General features: G+C 69.1%; 7 protein-coding genes. 3 read left to right on the forward strand and 4 right to left on the reverse strand.

Translation table 11 applies throughout. The features are described 5' to 3' along the window. Positions 1 to 63: 63 nt before the first annotated feature. The 4 genes from E1294_RS18460 to E1294_RS18475 all read right to left on the reverse strand — a co-directional run bounded on the left by E1294_RS18460 (position 64) and on the right by E1294_RS18475 (position 14,793). Positions 64 to 9,387, reverse strand: coding sequence for a non-ribosomal peptide synthetase/type I polyketide synthase (locus tag E1294_RS18460; protein ID WP_132509749.1), 9,324 nt, complete (start codon positions 9,385 to 9,387; stop codon positions 64 to 66). An 11-nt stretch (positions 9,388 to 9,398) separates the two neighbouring features. Further along, positions 9,399 to 10,892, reverse strand: a complete 1,494-nt coding sequence (locus E1294_RS18465) for an alpha/beta fold hydrolase (RefSeq protein WP_132509750.1) — start codon at positions 10,890 to 10,892, stop codon at positions 9,399 to 9,401. Beyond that, on the reverse strand, positions 10,885 to 12,153 hold the full coding sequence (locus tag E1294_RS18470) for a helix-turn-helix transcriptional regulator (protein WP_165977353.1): 1,269 nt from the start codon (positions 12,151 to 12,153) through the stop codon (positions 10,885 to 10,887). The genes E1294_RS18465 and E1294_RS18470 overlap by 8 nt, the downstream gene beginning before the upstream one ends. A gap of 741 nt (positions 12,154 to 12,894) precedes the next feature. Then, a complete protein-coding gene (locus tag E1294_RS18475) occupies positions 12,895 to 14,793 on the reverse strand; it encodes a hypothetical protein (RefSeq protein WP_132509752.1) in 1,899 nt (632 codons plus the stop codon). A 150-nt stretch (positions 14,794 to 14,943) separates the two neighbouring features. On the opposite strand from E1294_RS18475, the gene E1294_RS18480 reads away from it, so the two are divergent. The 3 genes from E1294_RS18480 to E1294_RS18490 form a co-directional block, all read left to right on the forward strand. Then, complete coding sequence (locus E1294_RS18480; protein ID WP_132509753.1) at positions 14,944 to 16,683, forward strand: non-ribosomal peptide synthetase; 1,740 nt, start codon at positions 14,944 to 14,946, stop codon at positions 16,681 to 16,683. A 2-nt stretch (positions 16,684 to 16,685) separates the two neighbouring features. After that, entirely contained in the window at positions 16,686 to 17,912 is a 1,227-nt protein-coding gene (locus tag E1294_RS18485; RefSeq protein WP_220447808.1) for a cytochrome P450, read from the forward strand. Then, positions 17,909 to 18,998: ATP-grasp domain-containing protein (locus tag E1294_RS18490; protein ID WP_132509755.1), on the forward strand; the 1,090-nt coding region annotated here is incomplete at its 3' end. The genes E1294_RS18485 and E1294_RS18490, both read left to right, overlap by 4 nt.

Consider the following 18,998-nt stretch of genomic DNA (forward strand, 5'->3'; position numbering starts at 1 on the left):
GTCGCTGATCCGTCAGGAGGCGCATTGTTCCAGATAGTGAGACGCGTGGCGGGCGTCCGTCCGTCAGGCCGTGCCTCGCGCTTCCCGATCCAGCCGGTCGGCGACCGTACGGATATCAGGCGCGGCCATAAAGTCGGCCAGGGGATACTGATAGCCGAACCGCTCGCGCAGGAGGGTGATGACGCGCAGCGCTTTCAGCGAGTTTCCGCCGGCATCGAAGAATGAACTGGTCACCGGTATCGACGAGACCTGGAGTTCCTCACACCACATCGCGTGGAGCGTCCTCTGCATGGGGGTGGCCGGCAGCCCTCCGTCCCCGTCCCCGCCTGCCTCGGGCTCGGGGAGGCGGGGGAGGACGACCTTGCCGTTGGCGTTCACGGGGAGCTCGTTCACGCGGATCCACCTGTCGGGCACCAGATACGACGGCAGCATGGCGCGCAGGCGGTCCCGCAGAGGCGTGCTCCAAGCCGGTCCGTCCATGGCGCCCGGCTCGAGCACGACGTACGTCACCAGCTGCGCCTCGCCTCCGGCGTCCGTCCGCACCACAACGGCGCTGTCGCGCACTTCGGCGAGCTGCCCGAGCGCCCATCGTGTCTCGGCGGGCTCGACCCGGTGGCCACGGATCTTGACCTGCTCGTCCCTTCTGCCGTGGAACTCCAGGCTCCCGTCGGCCCGCCAGCGGACGAAGTCACCCGTACGGTAGAGCAGTTCCTCCGGTGCGCCGGGTCGCGACAGGAAGCACGCGGCCGTGGCGTCCGCATCGTTGAGATAGCCCGACGCCACGGCCAGGCCGCCTATGTAGAGCTCGCCGATCGTCCCGAAGGGCACCGCCTGCCCGTCGGGGTCCAGGACGTGCAGCGCCACGTTGTCGATGGGCACGCCGATCGGGATGCGCGGATCATCGAGATCGGTGACCTCGTGACTCGTGACGATCACGGACGCCTCCGTCGGGCCGTACTGGTTGAGGAGCCGCACTCCTGGATGCGCCCGCAGGAACCTCCTCAGCTCGGCCGTGATGGTGAGGGGCTCGCCCGCGACCCAGATCTCGCGCAGCGTGGGGACGCCCAGCCCGCATTCCGCCAGGTATTTCAGCGGGGTGACCGGCAGATGCAGCCGCTGCACGCCATGCCGGTTCATCGCCGCGCCCAGCGCCTCGGCGTCTCGCCGTGTGCCTTCGGACACGACGACCAGGGTGCCGCCTGAGGCGAGAGTCGCGAAGATCTCCTGCACGCTGACGTCGAATCCCGGCGAGGTCCACTGCAGCGTGCGCAGCGGCTGATGGTGGCGGAGCTGCCAGCGCACCAGGTTGACGGGGCCGCGATGCGGGACCAGAACCGCCTTGGGCCGCCCGGTCGACCCAGAGGTGTAGATGCAGTAGGCGATGTCCTCAGGACGGCAGAGGGCTGAGGGAGGATCCGTGGTGATCGGAACATCGTCGGCCACGCCGGCGACGTACAGCTGGTGATCGCCGGCAAGGTCGGCATGCGTCACCGCGGTGCCCTCGTCCACGATGAGCAGCACGGCACGGCTGTCCGCGAGGCAGAGCTCGATCCGTGACGCGGGGAGCGAGACGTCCAGCGGCACGTACGCGGCGCCGGATTTGAGGACGGCGAGCAGCGCGATCACGAGTCGCGCACCCGGCGCCACGCACACGGCCACCCTGTCGCCGCGGCCGATGCCGCGCCCCGCCAGGTCATGCGCCATGGCGTTGGCAGCCTGGTCCAGGTCCCGGTAAGTGATCTCCTCCTCGTCGCCCGCGATCGCCGGCGCGCCGGGGGTGCGCCGCGCCTGCTCCTCGACGAGTTGATGCAGGCACGCGGGTGGTTCGGACCGGACGGGAGCATGGCGGGCGGACAGGAGGGAACGATCCGACCCCGTCACCGCGGTCAACTCGGACAACCGTGCCGGGGGGCCGGCCAGCGCGCGTGTGAGCAACTGCTCCGTGTAGTCGAGGATACGAAGCACCGTGGCCTCCTGGAACAGGCCGGCGTCATACTCCACCGCACAGCGCAGGTCTTCGCCATGACCGGTCAGGTAGAAGGTCAGATCGAAGGGCGCACGATCCGTGGGGAGGTCCAGGACCTCGGCGTTCACACGTGGTGGGTCGAAGTCGACGCCGGTCGCGTTCTCGTACTCGACCATGACGCCGAAGAGCGGGTTGACGCCTGCCACCCGCTCGGGATTGAGCGCGGCCACCAGGTCGTCGAAGGGCACGTCCTGATGTTCGTAGGCGTTCGCGGTGTGCTCGCGCACACGTCGTACGAGCTGGTCGAAGCGGGGATCGGCGGTCAGGTCCATGCGCAGGACCACCGTGTTGACGTACATGCCGACAGAGTTCTCGGTGCCTGCGGGACGTTGGGTGACGGCGGTGCCCAGCATGAAATCGGCTTGGCCGCTCATCCGGCCGAGCACCGCGCCGAGCGCGCTCAGCAACACCATGAACGGTGTGGCTCCCCCTGCGACGGCGTACTCGGCGACGCGCCCTCCCAGCCCATCCGAGAACTCCCAGGTGGTGCAAAATCCTCGTGACCGAGCCGGCGCGGCGTGGTCGGCCGGGAGGGAAAGCCGCTCGCACCCGGCCAGCTCCTCGCGCCAGAAGGCGAGGCTCGCCTCCGCGTCGAGCGGTGCGGGGCCCGGATCCGGCTGCTCATGGAGCCGGGGCAGATCAGCCGGCGGTGAGGGCCACGCCCGATAGAAGGCCGCCAGATCTCGGATGAGAACACCGGTGGAGAAGGAGTCGAAGATGATGTGGTGAGCCGACAGGAAGAGCAGGTGGCGGTCCTCGCCGAGATGAGCCAGACGGGCGAGGAGCAGCGGTCCGGTGCTGAGGTCCGGCGCCGCGGCCCGCACTTCGCCCGCCAGATCGGCGAACGCCTCGTCCGCCGGGCGGCCCGCCATGTCGATGAGCGGGCACCGGAGTGCCGCGGGCGCATGAAAGACCTGCCTGATCTCGCCGTCGGCCTCGCGGAAGACGGAGTTCAGCTGCGGATGGCGGGCGACGGCCCGGTCCAGCGCTCCCTGAAATGCCGCGACGTCCAGCTTTCCCTGAAGGAGCACACCCTTGGACTCCCAGTAGTCACGGCGGTCCGGATACATCCGTTCGACGGTCCACAACCGGCGCTGGGTCGGAGAGGCGGGGGCCGACCTGTCCCGCACGGGGCTTGGCCGGGCCTTCCGCGGCACTGAGGCGCGCAGCCGCGGCAGCAGCTCCAGCCCCGCCGACATCTGGTCGCCCGACAGGCCGAAGTCCACGAAGCAGGCGATCTCGTCGGCGCCCGCCGCGATGACCGTGTCCACGATGGGCCGGCACGTGTCCACTGTGCCGACCAGTGCCCGGTCGGCACAGTAGCGGCGATACGCCTCGTCGAGCAGAAAGGTCAGGTCGTCCTCGCTCACCGTTGAGACGTCGCCGTCGATCCCGATGCTCCGTGCGAGGTCCCCCAACAGGTGCAACGAGCTACGGAGGTACGCCTTGAAGGGGCCCGCCGCCTCGTCCCGGACCCGGTCGAGTTCGTCCCCGAGATAGGTGTGCATGAGGACGACCACCCGTCCTGCGTCGGGATCGAGACCCCTCTCGCGCCGCGTGCGCCGGTACAGAGCGACGTTGGCGGCGAGCTGCCCGACACTCTGCGCCATCAGATTGGTGACGATGCCAAGGTCGTTCTCGGCCGCGCGGCGGTAGCTGGCGGGGTTGCCCACCACGGCGGCGAACAGGGGCGGCCGGGGCTGGACAGGGCGAGGAAACAGCGTGATCTCGATGGCCTCACCCGTGCCCGAGGTGACCGGGATCGGCTCTCCCGCCCACAACCTGCGTACGGTGCCGAGCTGTTCGTACATCAGGTCACGATGGTCGCCGAAGTTCTCCGGCGCCAGTGCGAAGTCGTTGGCGTGCCAGCCGGAGGCCACGCACAACCCCGCGCGGCCCTGCGACAGGTTGTCGACCATCGACCACTCTTCGGCGACGCTGATGGGGTTGTGGAGGGGCAGGACCACAGAGCCCGCGTGCAGCCGAACCCGCGTCGTGCGCGCCGCGAGCGCCGCGGCCAGCACTGAGGGGCTGGGGAACAGGCCGCCGAAGGAGTGGAAATGACGCTCCGGGATCCAGATGGTGTGCAGTCCGTTCTGATCGGCGAATTCGGCGGCGGCGAGAATATGGCTGTACTTGGCCGCGGAGTCCTGGTCCGGATAGTCGCCGAAGAAGTAGAGGCTGAAGTCACACGGCCAGGTTTCGGAGACGCTGACCGGCGGGCGCTCCTGCGGTGAAGGTGCCGGTGGCGGTGGTGCGGGTGGCGGTGGTGCGGGTGGCGGTGGTGCGGGCGCGGCCGCCAGCGTGTCGAGTTGGCGTGCCATGAGACCGGTGACCGTGTCGACCATCTTCTCGGCCAGCCTGAGCTGCTCCGTGTAGAGGTCGCCGGCGCCGGACGTGCGGGAGTCGCCGTCGCCGGGCGGAGCGGGGGCGTGCGCGGGTCGAGGCCGTTCCCGGACGAGCGAGGACGGCGTGGGATCCGTGCCACGGGTTTCACGGGCCACCATGTGGGCGAGTTTGCGCGGCGTGTCAGCCTCCTCGAACAGGGCCCGCAGGGCGACGCGCACGCCGAATCTTCGCTCGACCTGACCGGTCAACGAGACGAGGGACAACGAGTCGCCGCCCAGCGCCACGAACGTCCTGTCGGCGTCCACCTCGTCGGGCGAGAGGCCGAGCCGGTGCGCCGTCATCGATCGGATGCCGTCGAGAACGTCGTTCTGCATCGTCACCGTCTCCTGCGAACCGGGATATCGAATGTTCTGGCGCTCGAACGGATGAGGGGGCAGGGCGATCCGCTTCCCCTCCGGGGCGAACCGGGCCCAGTCCAGGGCACAGCCCGAGCGGTACAGCTCGGCCGCGGCCGACGCCAGGCCGCCGAGCGGGGGCGCACCGCGCTCCAGGGACGGGATCCAGGCGCAGTGAGCCAGGTTTCTCCGTCCCAGCGCGCTTAACTCGTCTCTGGGGCCGATCTCCAGGAAGATCCCGCAGCCCGAGGCGTTCAGGGACGAGACGGCGCGGTCGAAACGTACGGCCTGCCTGACCTGCTGCGCGAGATGTCCGGGAGGCAGGTGCGTGCCGGCGGGCAGGATCGCCCCGTCAACAGTCGAGACGAGCGGTGTGCCGAGGGGCGCGAACACGGTTTGGGCGACGACCCGCTCCCACGCGGGCACCATCGGGTCGAGCATGGAGGAGTGGAAGGCGCGGTCCGTCTCCAGGAGCCGCCAGTCAAGTCCCGCCTCCGTCAGCAGTGACCCGGCGTGCCGGAGTCTCTCCGGCGGCCCCGAGAGCACGAAGTCCCGTCCGCCGTTGCGTGCGCCGATCTCAAGCCCGGCGGCCCGGGCGGCACGTTCGACCTCTGCGCCGTCGCCGCGTACGGCGATCATGCCGCCCGCGCTCACCTGCGATCCGATGAGCTCGCCGCGCCGCGCGGTCAGTCGCACGCCTTGGGCCGCTGTGAGGGCGCCGGCCGCGTGGAGCGCGGAGATCTCGCCGAGGCTGTGACCGCACACGTACGCGGGCTCCACCCCCCACGCGCGCCACTGGCCGGCCAGAGCCGCCTGGAAGGCGAACAGCGCGGGCTGAGCCAGGGCGTGGGGAAGAGGGCTGGTCGCGCCGTCGTCGAGGAGCGCGTCCAGCAGTCCGCCGCCGGCGCACTCCTGGTACGCCTGATCGCATTCGCGCAGGAGCGCCTGGAACTCGGGGAGCGTCGCGTAGAGGCCGGACGCCATGCCGTACCGGGCGCCGCCCTGCCCGGAGAAGACGAACGCGAGAGATCCATCGCGCGGCTCAGGGCGGATCCCGGCGGCGGCGCTCTCCCGCAGGTTCCGCGCCAGTTCGGTGGCGGAGCAGCCGGTGACGGCCGCCCGGACGCCGAAGCCGGGACGAGCGGCCAGCGAGGCCAGCACGTCGGCCACGGGAGTGTCGGGATGCTCGGCCAGCCAGCCGGCGAGTTCGGTCGCCAGTTGACGCACACTGTTTCCCGTGCGTCCCGACAACGGCACAGGATAGGGGCGGGGCTCGGTCAGCGGGAGGCCGGGTGCCTGCCGGGCGGGCGGTTCCTCCACGACCACGAAGGCGTTGGTGCCCCCCACTCCGAGCGAGTTGACCCCCGCGCGGAGCGGCGCGCCATCCTCCCGGGTCCAAGGGGAATCGCACTCCGCGTCCGCCAGAACGAGAGCGCCCAGGCCAAGCGCCGGATTCGGATGTCGCAAGTTCCTGGTCGGCACCAGCCGCCGATGCCGCAACATCAGCACCACCTTGATCAGCCCGGCGATGCCGGAGCAGGTATCGAGGTGTCCGACGCTCGATTTCACCGAGCCGACCACGCATGGCCGCCCCGCCCGGGGATCCGGGCGTAACGCCTGGCGCAGTGCGCTGAACTCGATGGGATCTCCCACGGGGGTACCGGTCCCGTGCGCCTCCACGTAGCTGAGGTCCTCGGCACGCGAACGAGCTCGGCGCAGCGCCGTACGGATCACGTCCACCTGGCCCTGAACGCTGGGCGCGGTGAAGCCGGCCTTGCGCGCTCCGTCGTTGTTGACGGCCGTGCCGCTGATGACCGCGAGGATCGCATCCCCGTCCGCGAGCGCCGCGTCGAGAGGCTTGAGCAGGACGACGCCGACCCCGTTGCCGGGCACGGTGCCGTCCGCCGCGGCGTCGAACGGCCGGCAGACGCCGGATGGGGACAACACCGACTCGGGATGGTGGACATATCCGGCGTCCTGGGGCAGGTGGATCGCGGCGGCGCCGGCCAGCGCCAGATCCGCCTCGCCCTCGCGCAGGGCCTGGACCGCGAGATGCACCGCCACCAGAGACGTGGAGCACGCCGTCTGCACGCCGATCGCGGGTCCGGACAGTCCCAGCCGGTAGGAGACTCTCGAAGCGAGGAAGTCGCCCTGCCGGCCGATCGCGGCTCCCATGGCATCCGCGAGGTCGACGTCCCCGCCGTGGGCGGGAGACTGATAGTCGAGCAGCGTCATGCCCTGACCGGCGAGGACCGCGACGCGGATCCCGTCGCGCCGATCGGCGTATCCCGCGGACTCCAACGCCCGGTAGCTGCATTCGAGGAACAGCCGGTGCGCGGGATGCGTGAGAGCCGCCTCCTGCGGGCTCATGCCGAAGAAGCCGGGGTCGAAGGACTCGACGTCGTCCAGGACCCCGCCGACGGCCACGACCGGGGAGGCGTCCGGCCTGGGGCGATCGCCGAACCCCGTCGTGCAGTCCCGGCCGGCGCGCAGGTTCTCCCAGAACTCGTCGGGAGTGGTCGCGCCGGGGAAACGCAGGCCGACCCCGATGACGGCGATCGGCGTCTCGGGCCCGGCGCGGCCGGGCCGCGGGTCATGGCCGGGCAGGCGGTTCTCCCTGCCGATCTCCCTGCCGATCTCCCCGCCGAGGTGCGCGGCCAGCTCAGCGATCGAGGGATGCTCGAAGAGCACGTGGACGGGGAAGCGGTCGCCGAGCGTCCGGCACAGACGCGAGTGCAGCCGTACGACGGAGACGGAGGTCAGCCCGAACGCGTAGAACGGCCGGTGGTCGTCGGCGCCATGAGCGTCCACCTGGCCACCCGCCCGGCTGATCTCCTCGCGCAGCAGGCGATGCAGGTCTGTCGAAGGGCCGGGCCGTGGCCGTGGCGCGTGCGCGTTCCGATCCGTGGGCAGGCGGGTGATCAGCTCGGAACGACGGAGCTTGCCCCCGGGCGTTCTGGGGAAGTCGGCGAGCGCGAGGGGAACGACATGCCGGGGCATCTGGCCCAGCCGGCGCATGAGGGTCCGTCCCACCTCCTCGGCGATCTCCTCCGGGGGCCCGTCTCCCGGGACGGGTGCGAAGAAGACGGCGAGCCGTTCGCTGCCGATGTCCTCGTCGCGTACGGCGCAGGCGGCCACCGCGCCTTCCAGGACCCCTGCCACCGATGCGACGATCTCCTCGATGCGCAGGCATGAGTGTTTCTCGCCGTTGAGCACGATGACGTCGTGCCGCCGGCCGACCATGACGACCTGGTCGTCCACGATGAAGGCCAGGTCGCCGGTGCGCAGCCAGCGATCAGGACCATGGCCGTCGCCCCCGAACGCCATGGCGTTCGCGTCGTCGTTGTGCAGGTAGCCGGGCGTCACGCGCGCGGACCGCACCTGCAGGTGCCCTACCTCGCCCTCCATGAGCACCTGGTTCCGGTCGTCGACCACGCGGAGACCGGCGCCTGGCGCGGGCCGGCCGAGCGCGACGAAGGTGACGCACTCTTCGTCGGGGACGCCGGGACCGGCCGGCAGGATCGGGCCGCTCAGGACGGGAGGCCGCAGACGGTGCACGCTGCCGGGCTGACCGTAGCGGCCGAAGGTGATGCCGGTGCAGGTCTCGGTCATGCCCCAGGCCGGGATGAAGCAGTCCGGGGCGACACCGTACGGCGCCAGCGCTTCGACGACACCGTCGGCCAGGCGAGTCGTGATCTGCTCGCCGCCGCACACGAGCGAGCGCACATGGGAAAGGTCCCAGTCCGTTCGCCGGTCGCCGTCCGCGAGCTCCGCGAGCATGAGCTGGAAGCCGAACGCAGGCGCCCACGTGTGGTGCGCCCGGTGCCGTACGACGAGGTCGAGCCAGTCCGCCGGCCGGGCAAGCACGTGTTGCGGCCGGACGTGCACGTTCGTCATCTGCAAGAACACCGGGAGCAGGTGATACAGCAGCAGGCTGGCGCTGAGGTCGAGCGGAAGCCAGTTGAGCGTGCTCTCTTGGCGTTCCCACCCCAGCATCCGCCGGTTGCCCGCCGCGAAGTCGTTCAGCCCTCCGTGGGTCAGCGGGATGAGCTTGGGCACCCCCGTGCTTCCCGACGAGAGCATGAGCAGGGCGACCTCGTTCTCCTCCGCGACGCGCGGGGGCTCCGGCTCGTCATCCGCCGGGCCGCGGCAGTCATCGAGGTCCAGGAGCCGCAGGGATCGCGCACCGGCGAGACCGGTGATGGCCTGCGCGCGGCTCAGAATGCGCGGGCCACCGAGGAGGTCGCTCACACCGGTCAGGCGGTCGGCCGAACGCAGGCGCGAGGTGACGTCGGCGCCGACGTCCAGGGGGAGCGGCACCAGCCCACCGAGCAGGCAGGCCCACAAGGAGGGGAAATAGCTGGGCAGATCGAGTCCGTACAGGATGACGGTCTCGCCGGGGGCGCATCCCGCGCGCCGCAGTCCGGCCAGGACAGACCGTGCTGATAGCAGCAAGTCTGGATATGTCATCACGGTGCGGGGCCTGTCGCCGGGCTCGGCGATCACGACGCCGTGGTCCGGCGCCTGTGCGGCTGCGCGCAGCAGGGCGTTCGCCAATGAGGCCGTGTGCCGGCCGGCGTCGTGCGGGGGGCCGTGGACTTCGGCACGGTTCGGCATGAAACGTTCTCCTAGTACCCACGACGCCAGAACGCGCCGTAGCCGTCGATATCCCTGATCTCGTCGTCGATGCCGTGCCGTCGGCGGAAGTCGTACACCGCGTCCCTGCACACCGCGAGGAAGTAGTCGTCGATGATGACGAAGCCGCCGGGGGAGAGCTTCGGGTAGAGGTGGGTGAGCGCGTCCATCGTGGAGTCGTACAGATCGGCGTCCAGCCGTAACACCGCCAGCCGCTCCACGGGTGCGGCGGGGAGCGTGTCATTGAACCACCCCGGCAGAAACCTGACCTGCTCATCGAGCAGCCCGTACGCCGTGAAGTTCCGCTTCACGGTGTCCAGCGGCACGCCGATGAAGTCGTTGAACGTGTGTGTGTTTAAGCGCGCATCCTCCCGATGCGAGCCCGGTTTCGGCTCGGGCATGCCCTGGAAGGAGTCCGCCACCCAGACCATCCGGTCCCGGACCCCCCAGGCCGCCAGCACCGCTCGCATGAAGATGGTGGTACCGCCACGCCAGACGCCCGTCTCGATGAGATCCCCAGGAACCTCGTCGCGCAGCACCCGTTCGATGCACGCCTGGACGTTGTCCAGGCGGCGCATCCCCACCATCGTGTGGGCCCGGCTCGGCCAGTCCAGTCCGGCGACCCGGTTGACCCGGTCGTAGGCGCGGCCATGGCTCCACTCACTGGGGACGGGCGGATCCTCGTAGATGACGTTCGTCAGCGTCCTCTTCAACAGGTCCAGGTACAGCCCGGAGCCCGTGTCGCCGGGCGCCGGCGGCCAGCCGAACTCGTCGCGCACCACCCGCGCGCATTGCCGTGGATTGCTCACCGGGAAGAAGTGGCCCGGCTCGGCCACCTGGCGGATGCGTACCGGCCTGGCCGCCGCCAGCTCCCAATCGGCGGGGTCCTTGCCGCTGGTGATCGGATCCTCCGTGCTCACCAGCACGGTGACGGGACACGGCAAGGGGGCGGCCGGCGGCACGTGCGTGTACTCGGAGAGGAGCCGGCCGTCGTGCCGGACGAGGCCGGCGAAGTACGACACCGCTTCGGGATCGTCGGAGATCTCCGACGGTATGCCGTCGAGCCGCTGAAGAAGCCGCGTGACCTCCTCCTCGTCCTGCGCCTCGTCGTTCGAGCGCGCGCCCGGTCGATGCCGGGGCGCGGGACACCCGGAGACGACAAGGCGCTGGGCGGGTGGTTGGCCGCGGTCCGCCAGCACGCGTACGGCCTCGTAAGCGATCAGCGCGCCCAAGCTGTGCCCGATGATCGCCCACGGACGGCCGGCTGCCCCTTCCTGGACGATGTCGGCCACGTCCGTCGCCGCGTCGTGCAGGCTGGCGTAGGGCCGCTCGCGGGTCCTGGCGCCCTTGCCGGCGAGTTCGATGGGACGGACCTCGGCGCAGTCGTGGAGCAGGTCACGCCAGGCGGCGAAGGAACTGGCCGTGCCGCCCGCGTGAGGGACGCAGAACAACACGGGCATGGTCGAGGACATCTGCACGCTACTCACCGGGAGATCGCCGTCCGGCAGCACCCTCGGCGGGGGGAATCCCGTTCGTCGTCAGCAGATCCAGCTGGGCGATCTTCATGCCGGCCTGGAAACGTGTCTGAACCTGCAGGCGCTCGAGCAAGGCGGTGATCAACCTGCTCAGTGTCCGAGCGGAAACTCCCAGATGACGGGCGATCGCGTGGTTCGTGGTGCCTGTGGCGAGCATCCGCGCGATGGCGAGCTCCTGCGGGGTGAGCTGGAGCTTTCCGACGCCCACCGTCTCATCGGCGGCGTGTGTCACGTCGAGTGGCGTCGCTGCGAGCCACGAGAAATCGAAGATCGCTCGGTAGGAACGGACGACCTCCCTGCTGAAGACCGCGAGGAAACCGGTCAGGGGATCTTGCGGATCGATCGGGATCAGGGCGAGTGCGTCGTCGAGGACCATCAGGTGCAGGGGAACCCAGTCGGTCAGGCGGACTTCCGCGCCTCGGTGCCTGACGTCGAGGAGGTAGTCGCGGACGTAGTCCACTTCGGCGATATGGCGTACGTGCAGCGCCTTGAGCTGAATGCCACGGCCCAGAGCGTGACAGTCGCGGAGCAACATCTCATCGACGATTTCGACGGACGGCGTGGCTCCCTGATACATGAGGTATTCGTGACCGTGGAGCAGCGCGATCGCGTCGTGCAGGAACGCGTCCACCTCCGCCGGGTCGCGGATGGCCTCGACCCTGACGGCCTGGCGGCGGTCCTCGTCGAAGCCGGAGAAGTCCTCGGTGAGCATTCTGATGGCGTTATGCGTGCTCGACACGTGTCGCCGATAGTGATCGATCTGCGCCAACTCCATGTGAAAGAGCCGATCCAGCGCCCGGCGTGGATCCACCGCCCGGTAACCCGACGGGGATTGCCGGCACGGACGCAACAGCCCGAGTTCTTCCAGCCGTTCCAGTGATTCTTCGATTTCCTGACCGGAAACCGCTGCTTCGCCGGCGAACTCGATGGGCGACCAGCCCGCCTGGATGCGCGCCATCCGATAGAGCCGGCGCGCCAGGTCGTCCGTCGTGGCGATGTGAGACGTGTGACTCATGCTATTGCCTCCCCCGCGCTGCTCGACGATCGCTGACGCCACGGCGGTGACGACGGCGGGGCGAGTTCCGTCTTGGCCGGAAACGCCGCACCGTTGCGCCCCTTGCGTCGGCGTGCCGAGCAGACAATCCAAGTCAGGAAGTCTGGCCTGCAGGTCGAGCGATACAAAAGTGCAGTTATGAAACGCGCGATCATTCATTTGTGCGCCGCGATGGAGGGGACGTCGCGGACGTCCATCAAGGAAAAGACGCAGCCCCGGTCTCTTCGTCCTCGTGCTCGGCTCGCCCACGATGGAGCATGCCATCCCGTCGGCGGGGTCGGCGTGGGACCGAGCTGGCCTCAACCGGCCGGGCCGGATCAGGACAAGTGATCAAAAGCCACGGCATCAGGCAGGCGATGACGGCTGCGATGCAGGACATGGAGGTCGTGCCGTGGCGGATGGCCCGGCAGCACACCTGCTTGACCCGGCTGAGGTTGCCGGCATCACACCCGCCGTAGCGACCAGAAGGAGGCCCTTGATCAAAGGTCGCATGGATCCGCCTTTCCCGATCGAGTGCATAACGGAGTCGCCGGCCGGTCTGAGTGGACCCCCAGTTTTCCACGCGCAGACGGAGAACAGCAGGACAGCAGCCGGACATCTACCGGACATTCACCGCCGAGCGCGAATGTATGGTCATGTGCCGCAAGCGACGGCGGCTCGGGTGTGACCGTCCCCGGAGACGTGACCCGCCATTGTCCAGATGGTGAGATGCCTGCCGCGGAATGGCGAGTCGGCGCCATGGCCCCGGCAGGCCCACAGGGAATCTGGTTTCGGGTGGCTCTCGGCTGCAGAATCTCAACGAGCAGAGCTGCTTTTTCTTCAGGCGGCTTCACCGCTCGCGAATACTTGGCCGCGCCCGAGTCCGGGAGCCATTTCCGCGGAGGGCCATCGATGCCTGGGTCATTGCACGCTCGTCACGGGTCGTACATCGAAGAAGATCGGCAGGACGGTGAGCGTGCCGTCCAGCAGCGTCATGAAGACCGCCTCATGCAGGTCCGGGTTCACCGCACGCTGGACGGTCACGGCTGCGGTGACCTCTCGTCGCTCGCCGGGGCCGAGGGCGAGCGGCCAGCACGCGGGCTTCTGGTGCCTTTCGTAGGCTCCGTTGACGAAGCAGAACGCCGCCGCTCCGCGGACGGTCCGCTCGAACGGATTCTCCAGTGTCATCGTGACCGTGCCCGGCTCGCCCACGTAGGCGATCCGGTCGATGGCCGTCCGATGACGGACGGCCTCTTCCCGGCCGATTCGCCATTGCCACGGCCCGCAGCGCCGGCACAGCCCCAGCCGCAGCTCCAGCGCCTCTTTGACGTGGTGGCGGTAGACGACCCTCCGGCCGGACGGACGCCCGCAGTGAGGGCAACGTTCGGCATGGGCGGAGTCCTGCCGGTAGACGGTCCGTGCCGGCCCTCCGAACTGCCACCAGGTGCCGTAGGCATTGCCGGCGAGCCCGTCGAGCATGCGGTGTTGCACCGACACCAGGTCGTCGGCCAGTTCCTTGAGCAGGGTGGGCACCTGGCCGGCGGCCGGATGCCCGGCCTGCAGGCAGGCCTGCGCGACCAGCAGCGCGGCATCGTCGATCCGGGCGAGCTCGGCCCGGTCCGCGGGTACGTCGGCCCAGCGAAGGACATCGAGGGGGCGCAGCACACTGCCGGTCAGGTAACGCGCCTCATCGATGTGGGCGGGATCGACGGCGATGGCGGCGGGCATGGCTCGGCCGGCGTCCTGGTGGACGACATCGGAGACGGCGGCGTCGGGCACGATGATGGCCGGGTCCCCCAGCAGGCCGGTGACGCTCATCTCGCCGCCGGCTCCCTGGCCGTGCTCGTTGAGCAGGGTCACCGCCTCACCGAGCCGCAGTCCCGCGTTCAGCGCGTCCACCAGCACCTTCTCGGCGTCCGGATCGGCTCGTTGCCTGCCGACGGCGCCGACCACGGCCACCGCGGTGCCATCGAGAAAACCCAACGCCACGTTGACGGAGTGCGGCATCGCGTTCACCCCCGGCGCGACGGGGTCGCAGGCGTGCACATAGACCACGCTGGCGGTGAGGCTGCGGGCCGGAATCCGGTCCTCGGGATCGAGGTCGAGGCGGAAGCAGCCGGTACCGAGCATGCACGAGGGCAGACGGCGGCCGGGCTGCGCCTCGTGGTACGTATCGAGCGAGTCCGAGCGGCCACAGATGATCCCGTCCGGCAGGTGCACACAACATTCCCTGCCGTGGCTACGCAGGGCGAGCACGCGCGAGGGACGTTCGGTGAGCAGGTCCTTCTCGCCGTAGCTGATGACATCGGCGTCCTGAGAGCCCGGCATGGACGGATGGACCAGCCGCCGGTCAGGAGCTGTCGGCAGATCGGGCAGGATGAGCGACCGGTAGACGAGCGCGGCCAGCGCGGGAAGACCTCGAGCGGTGACCACGCCAAGAGCCGGCGCCCATTGGCCCGGCCAGTCGCCGATCGCCTCGATGTCGTCCGGCAGGCCGACCAGCGCGACGAGCTCGCCGGTTCGGTGCGCCAGCAGGCCGGGCACCTCGGACGGCGCGACGTGCTCGTGGGAGCGGTCGGTCGCCCGGGCCAGAAGCCCCGCGATCGCGGCGACGGCGCCGTCCCCGCACGAGACGACGACACCGGGACGTGGCTCAGGGGAGACGGCGGGCAGATCGGCGACGTCGCCATTCCTGGTCAGCCAGTGCGCGGCACGTGCTGTTTCGGGCCCCGCCAGCAGCGGGAATTGCCGCTCACGAGACCATTCCTCGGCCGCACGCCGGAACAGCTCGATGTCAGAGTAGATTTTCGTGCGCTGCACAGACACCATTCCGACCTCTCTCCATGAACATTTGCCTGACAGGCAGTTTGCGTTGTTTTCGCGGATCCAGTCAAGGCATTCTCTATGAAAATCTGAAATCTGGTCGCCGAGTAAAGGGGTGCCGCTTTGTGTAATCTTGTAGAACTATTCATGGAGACGGTCGCTGCGTATCCAGGGAAACCGGCGGTCAGCGATGACGATCAGGTTTTGAGCTATTCGGAACTGGACCGCCGCTCCAGCACGCTGGCCGCGCGGCTCGGGCGGCTCGGCGTGACGGCCGAGGACCGGGTGGCGATCTGCCTGCCGCGCTCGGTCGACACCTTCGTCGCCATCCTCGGCGTGCTCAAGGCCGGAGCCGCGTATGTCGCCGTCGACCTCAGATATCCGGAGGCGCGCCGTGATCTCATGATTCGCCGGAGCGGTGCGAAGCTGATCCTTGTCAAGCCCGGCGGGCGGCGTTCGCTGGAGCACTTCGGCGAGGCCGTGCTCGAGTGGGAGAGCGGCGGCGCGTCCGAGGATGTCCCCGCTGCGGGCCGCGTGGTGCCTCCTGAGGCGGCGGCCTGCATATTGTTCACCTCCGGCTCTTCGGGTGAGCCCAAGGCGATCGTGCTGGAACACCGCAACCTGGTCGCCTTCGCCAGGAACCAGGGGCTGCCCACGTTGCTGCCCACCGACCGTACCGCTCAGATCTCCAATGTCTCCTTCGACGCCTTCAGCTTCGAGACATGGTGCAGCTTCGCCTATGGGGCCGAGATCGTGGTGGTGCCGTCGATCACCGAGCTGCTCAACTCGGATCTGCAGCGTGAGCTGCGCAGGCGGCGGATCAGCGTCATGCTGGCGCCGACGATGGCGCTGAACCACATCGTGCGAATGGACAGGAACGCCTTCTCCCCGTTGCGGATCCTGCACACGGGAGGAGACGTCCTGCTTCCCTCGACCTGCCGTGACCTGCTGGCAGGGGAATTCTCCGGGGAGTTCGTCAACCTCTACGGCCCATCGGAGGCGACGACCGCCTGCACGGCGTACCGGGTGGAGCACGTGGGCCCGGACGAGGACACCGTCCCTATCGGGCGGGCCCTGGATGGGGTCACCACTTACGTTCTCGACGCCGTCGGAAGGCCGGTTCCCCAGGGCGAAATGGGTGAGCTCCACGTGGCAGGTCCCGGGGTCGGCCGTGGCTATCTCGACCAGCCCGAGCTCACCGACGAGCGGTTCCCGCCCGACCCGTTCGCCGGCGATGGCGGGCGCATGTACGCGACCGGTGACCTGGTCCGCGAACGCGCGGATGGCCTGCTCGAATTCGTCGGCCGTGCCGACGATCAGGTGAAGGTGCGCGGCTACCGGGTCGAGCCAGGAGAGGTGGAGCGCGTCATCGGACGGCATCCCCAGGTCAGGGACGTGGTCGTGCTGCCGGCCGGCGACGGGGACGGCGTCCGGCTGGTGGCCTTTGTGGTGGTGGACGACGCCCTGCCGCCGAAGGACCTACGCGAGAGCCTGGCCGGAGTGCTGCCGGACTACATGGTCCCGAGCGCTATCCTGCCGCTGCAGGAGATCCCCTCCAACGATCACGGCAAGCGCGACAGGCAGGCGCTGGAGCAGCATCTCCGTGACCACCAGTCCCGTTGGCGCAGCTACGTGCCGCCCGCGGACGGAACGGAACGTTATCTGACGGATCTGTGGGAGCGCCTGCTGTCCGTCGAGCACATCGGAGCCAACGACGACTTCTTCGAGATCGGCGGCAACTCCCTGCTCGCCTTCCGGGTCCGGCGCACGCTCCAGCAGGACATGGGCGTATCCATCGGATTTCGGGACATTCTCGACAACACCGTGCTGAGGGATCTGGCCAAGCTGATCGATGAGGCCGCCGCCGACCTCGAACGGAAGGGCTGAGCATGGACGCGCTCACCATCGACCTGCTGGACCCCGACCAGTTCGTCAGCGGCAGGCACCACGACATGTTCGCCTGGCTACGGGCGAACGACCCCGTGCACTGGCACCAGACCGGTGCCGGCGCCGGTTTCTGGGCTCTGACCACCTACGATGACGTGGCCGCCGCCTACAACGACCACGCTGTTTTCAGCTCCCAGGGCGGCGCGATGCTCGGCGGCTCGTTCCGCAACGAGGCCGACACGGCCGCCGGCCGCATGCTGGTGGCCTCGGATCCGCCCAGACACCGTATGTTGCGCCAGCAGATTCATCGCGCGTTCGCGCAACAGACCGTGCACCTGATCGGGGCGAAGGTCGCCGAACTGGTCGACGCGGCCTTGGAGCGCGCGCGGGCCGACGGCGGCTGCGACTTCGCCACGCAGATCGCGACGGAGCTTCCCGCGGCCGCGCTGATGACGATAACGGGCGTCTCCTACGCCCAGGCACACGAACTCATCGGCCTGACCAGGAAGATGATCGGGTTCCAGGACCCGCTCCTGGTGGACACCACCGACGACGACCGGCTCAGGCTGGGCGAGATCCAGGGCGAGATCTTCGACATCTTCGCCGATCTCGTCCGCGAGCGCCGCGCGAAACCGGGGGACGACCTGGTGAGCATCCTGCTCGGCTCGGAGATCAACGGCAGGCCCTGGCCGGAGGAGGACATTCTCTACAACTGCCTGAACGTCGCCGTAGGCGGTGATGAGACCTCCTCGTACACCGCCTGCACAGGACTGCTCGCGTTCATCGAGAATCCCGCTCAGCAGGCGCTCCTGCGCGCCGACCAGGGGCTCATGGACAGCGCGATCAACGAGATGTTGCGCTGGAGCTCCACCAACGCGTACGTCCAGCGCGTGGTCACCCAGGACGTCACCGTCAGGGGGAAGGACTTCTCCCGAGGCGATCACGTGACGCTGTGGAACGCCTCGGCCAACCGCGACGAGAAGCAGTTTCCCGCCGCGGACCGGTTCGACATCCAGCGCACACCGAACCGCCACCTGTCCTATGGACAGGGAATCCACCGGTGCATCGGTGCGATGGTGGCCCAGATCGAGCTCAGCGTCCTGTTCAAGCGGTTGTTCTCCGGCGATCTCGGCTTCCGGGTGGCCGGCGAGATCACCCGCCTGCGCTCGAACTTCATCCTGGGCATCACCGGCATGCCGATCGAGTTCACGGCGGTGGAGCCGGCATGACACTGGAGCTCCCCACCGTCCTGGTCGTCTATGCCCTCGGCTCCGCCAGCCCTGCCGAGATCATGGACGCCGCCGACGGACTGTGCGAGGTGGTCTTCGTCGCCGACGGCCGTCAGGAGCACACCCGGTCCGTACTGGCGTTCATGGAGGAGATGGCGGAAACGTACGACCTCGCCGCGTCGTCAGAAGAGGGCATCGCCGCCCGGCTCGCCGGCCGGGTGCGGGGGATCACGACGTTCAGCGAGTTCGTGCTGGCCGAGACGGCCGGCCTGGCTCAACGTCTCGGCCTGCCCTTCCACTCGCCGGAGGTCGTCGACGCACTCACCGACAAGGTGCGCCAACGGTCTCTGCTGAACGGCAGCGGTGCGGCTCCGCTCCGGCAGGTGACCGTGCCCGGCCCGGAGAGCTTCGAGGGCGCCGTACGGGAGATCGGTCTCCCCGCCATCGTCAAGCCCGCTCGCGGCACGGCCAGCGTAGACGTCTATCCCTGCACCTCCTGGGCGGACGTCCGCGGGATCGACCCCTCGTCGCAGGCAGAAGCCTGGGTCGTGGAGGAGATGTTGTCCCCTGGACGGAACCCCTCCTCGCCGTGGCTCGGCGACTACTGCTCGGTCGAGACCGCCGTCAGCCACGGCCGCTGCTGGCACTTCGCGATCGTTGAAAGACTTCCGCTGACAGCGCCCTGCAGGGAGACCGGATTCGTGATCCCGGACAGCCTCCCGGACGACTACCGCGAGCAGGTGCTGGAGGCGGCGGAAACCGCCATCCACGCGGTCGGCATCACCACCGGCATCTCCCACGTCGAGGTCAAATTCACCCCGGAAGGGCCGCGGGTGATCGAGGTCAACGGGCGGATGGGGGGAACCACAGGGCGGCTGCTGCGCAGGGGCAGCGATCTCGACCCCTTCAGGCTGGCGCTGGAGGTCGCCCTGGGCCAGGACGTCAAGCCGAGGGAACCGGTCTTCGACCGGTGCGTTCTCGCGTACCGGGTGTTGCCACCCCTCAGACCCGTCACCGTACGGGCGGCGCACACGCCCTCATGGTTCCGCACCCATCCGGAGGTCTGGGCGGTGGACGGGGGAGTGC

Source organism: Nonomuraea diastatica (assembly GCF_004349015.1).
GTDB lineage: Bacteria > Actinomycetota > Actinomycetes > Streptosporangiales > Streptosporangiaceae > Nonomuraea > Nonomuraea diastatica.

Bases quoted from the DNA above. Each gene is read 5' to 3' on its own strand.
- E1294_RS18480 (WP_132509753.1), top strand. From the start codon at position 14,944: ATGGAGACGGTCGCTGCGTATCCAGGGAAACCGGCGGTCAGCGATGAC.
- E1294_RS18460 (WP_132509749.1), bottom strand. From the start codon at position 9,387: ATGCCGAACCGTGCCGAAGTCCACGGCCCCCCGCACGACGCCGGCCGG.
- E1294_RS18470 (WP_165977353.1), bottom strand. From the start codon at position 12,153: ATGAATGATCGCGCGTTTCATAACTGCACTTTTGTATCGCTCGACCTG.
- E1294_RS18485 (WP_220447808.1), top strand. From the start codon at position 16,686: ATGGACGCGCTCACCATCGACCTGCTGGACCCCGACCAGTTCGTCAGC.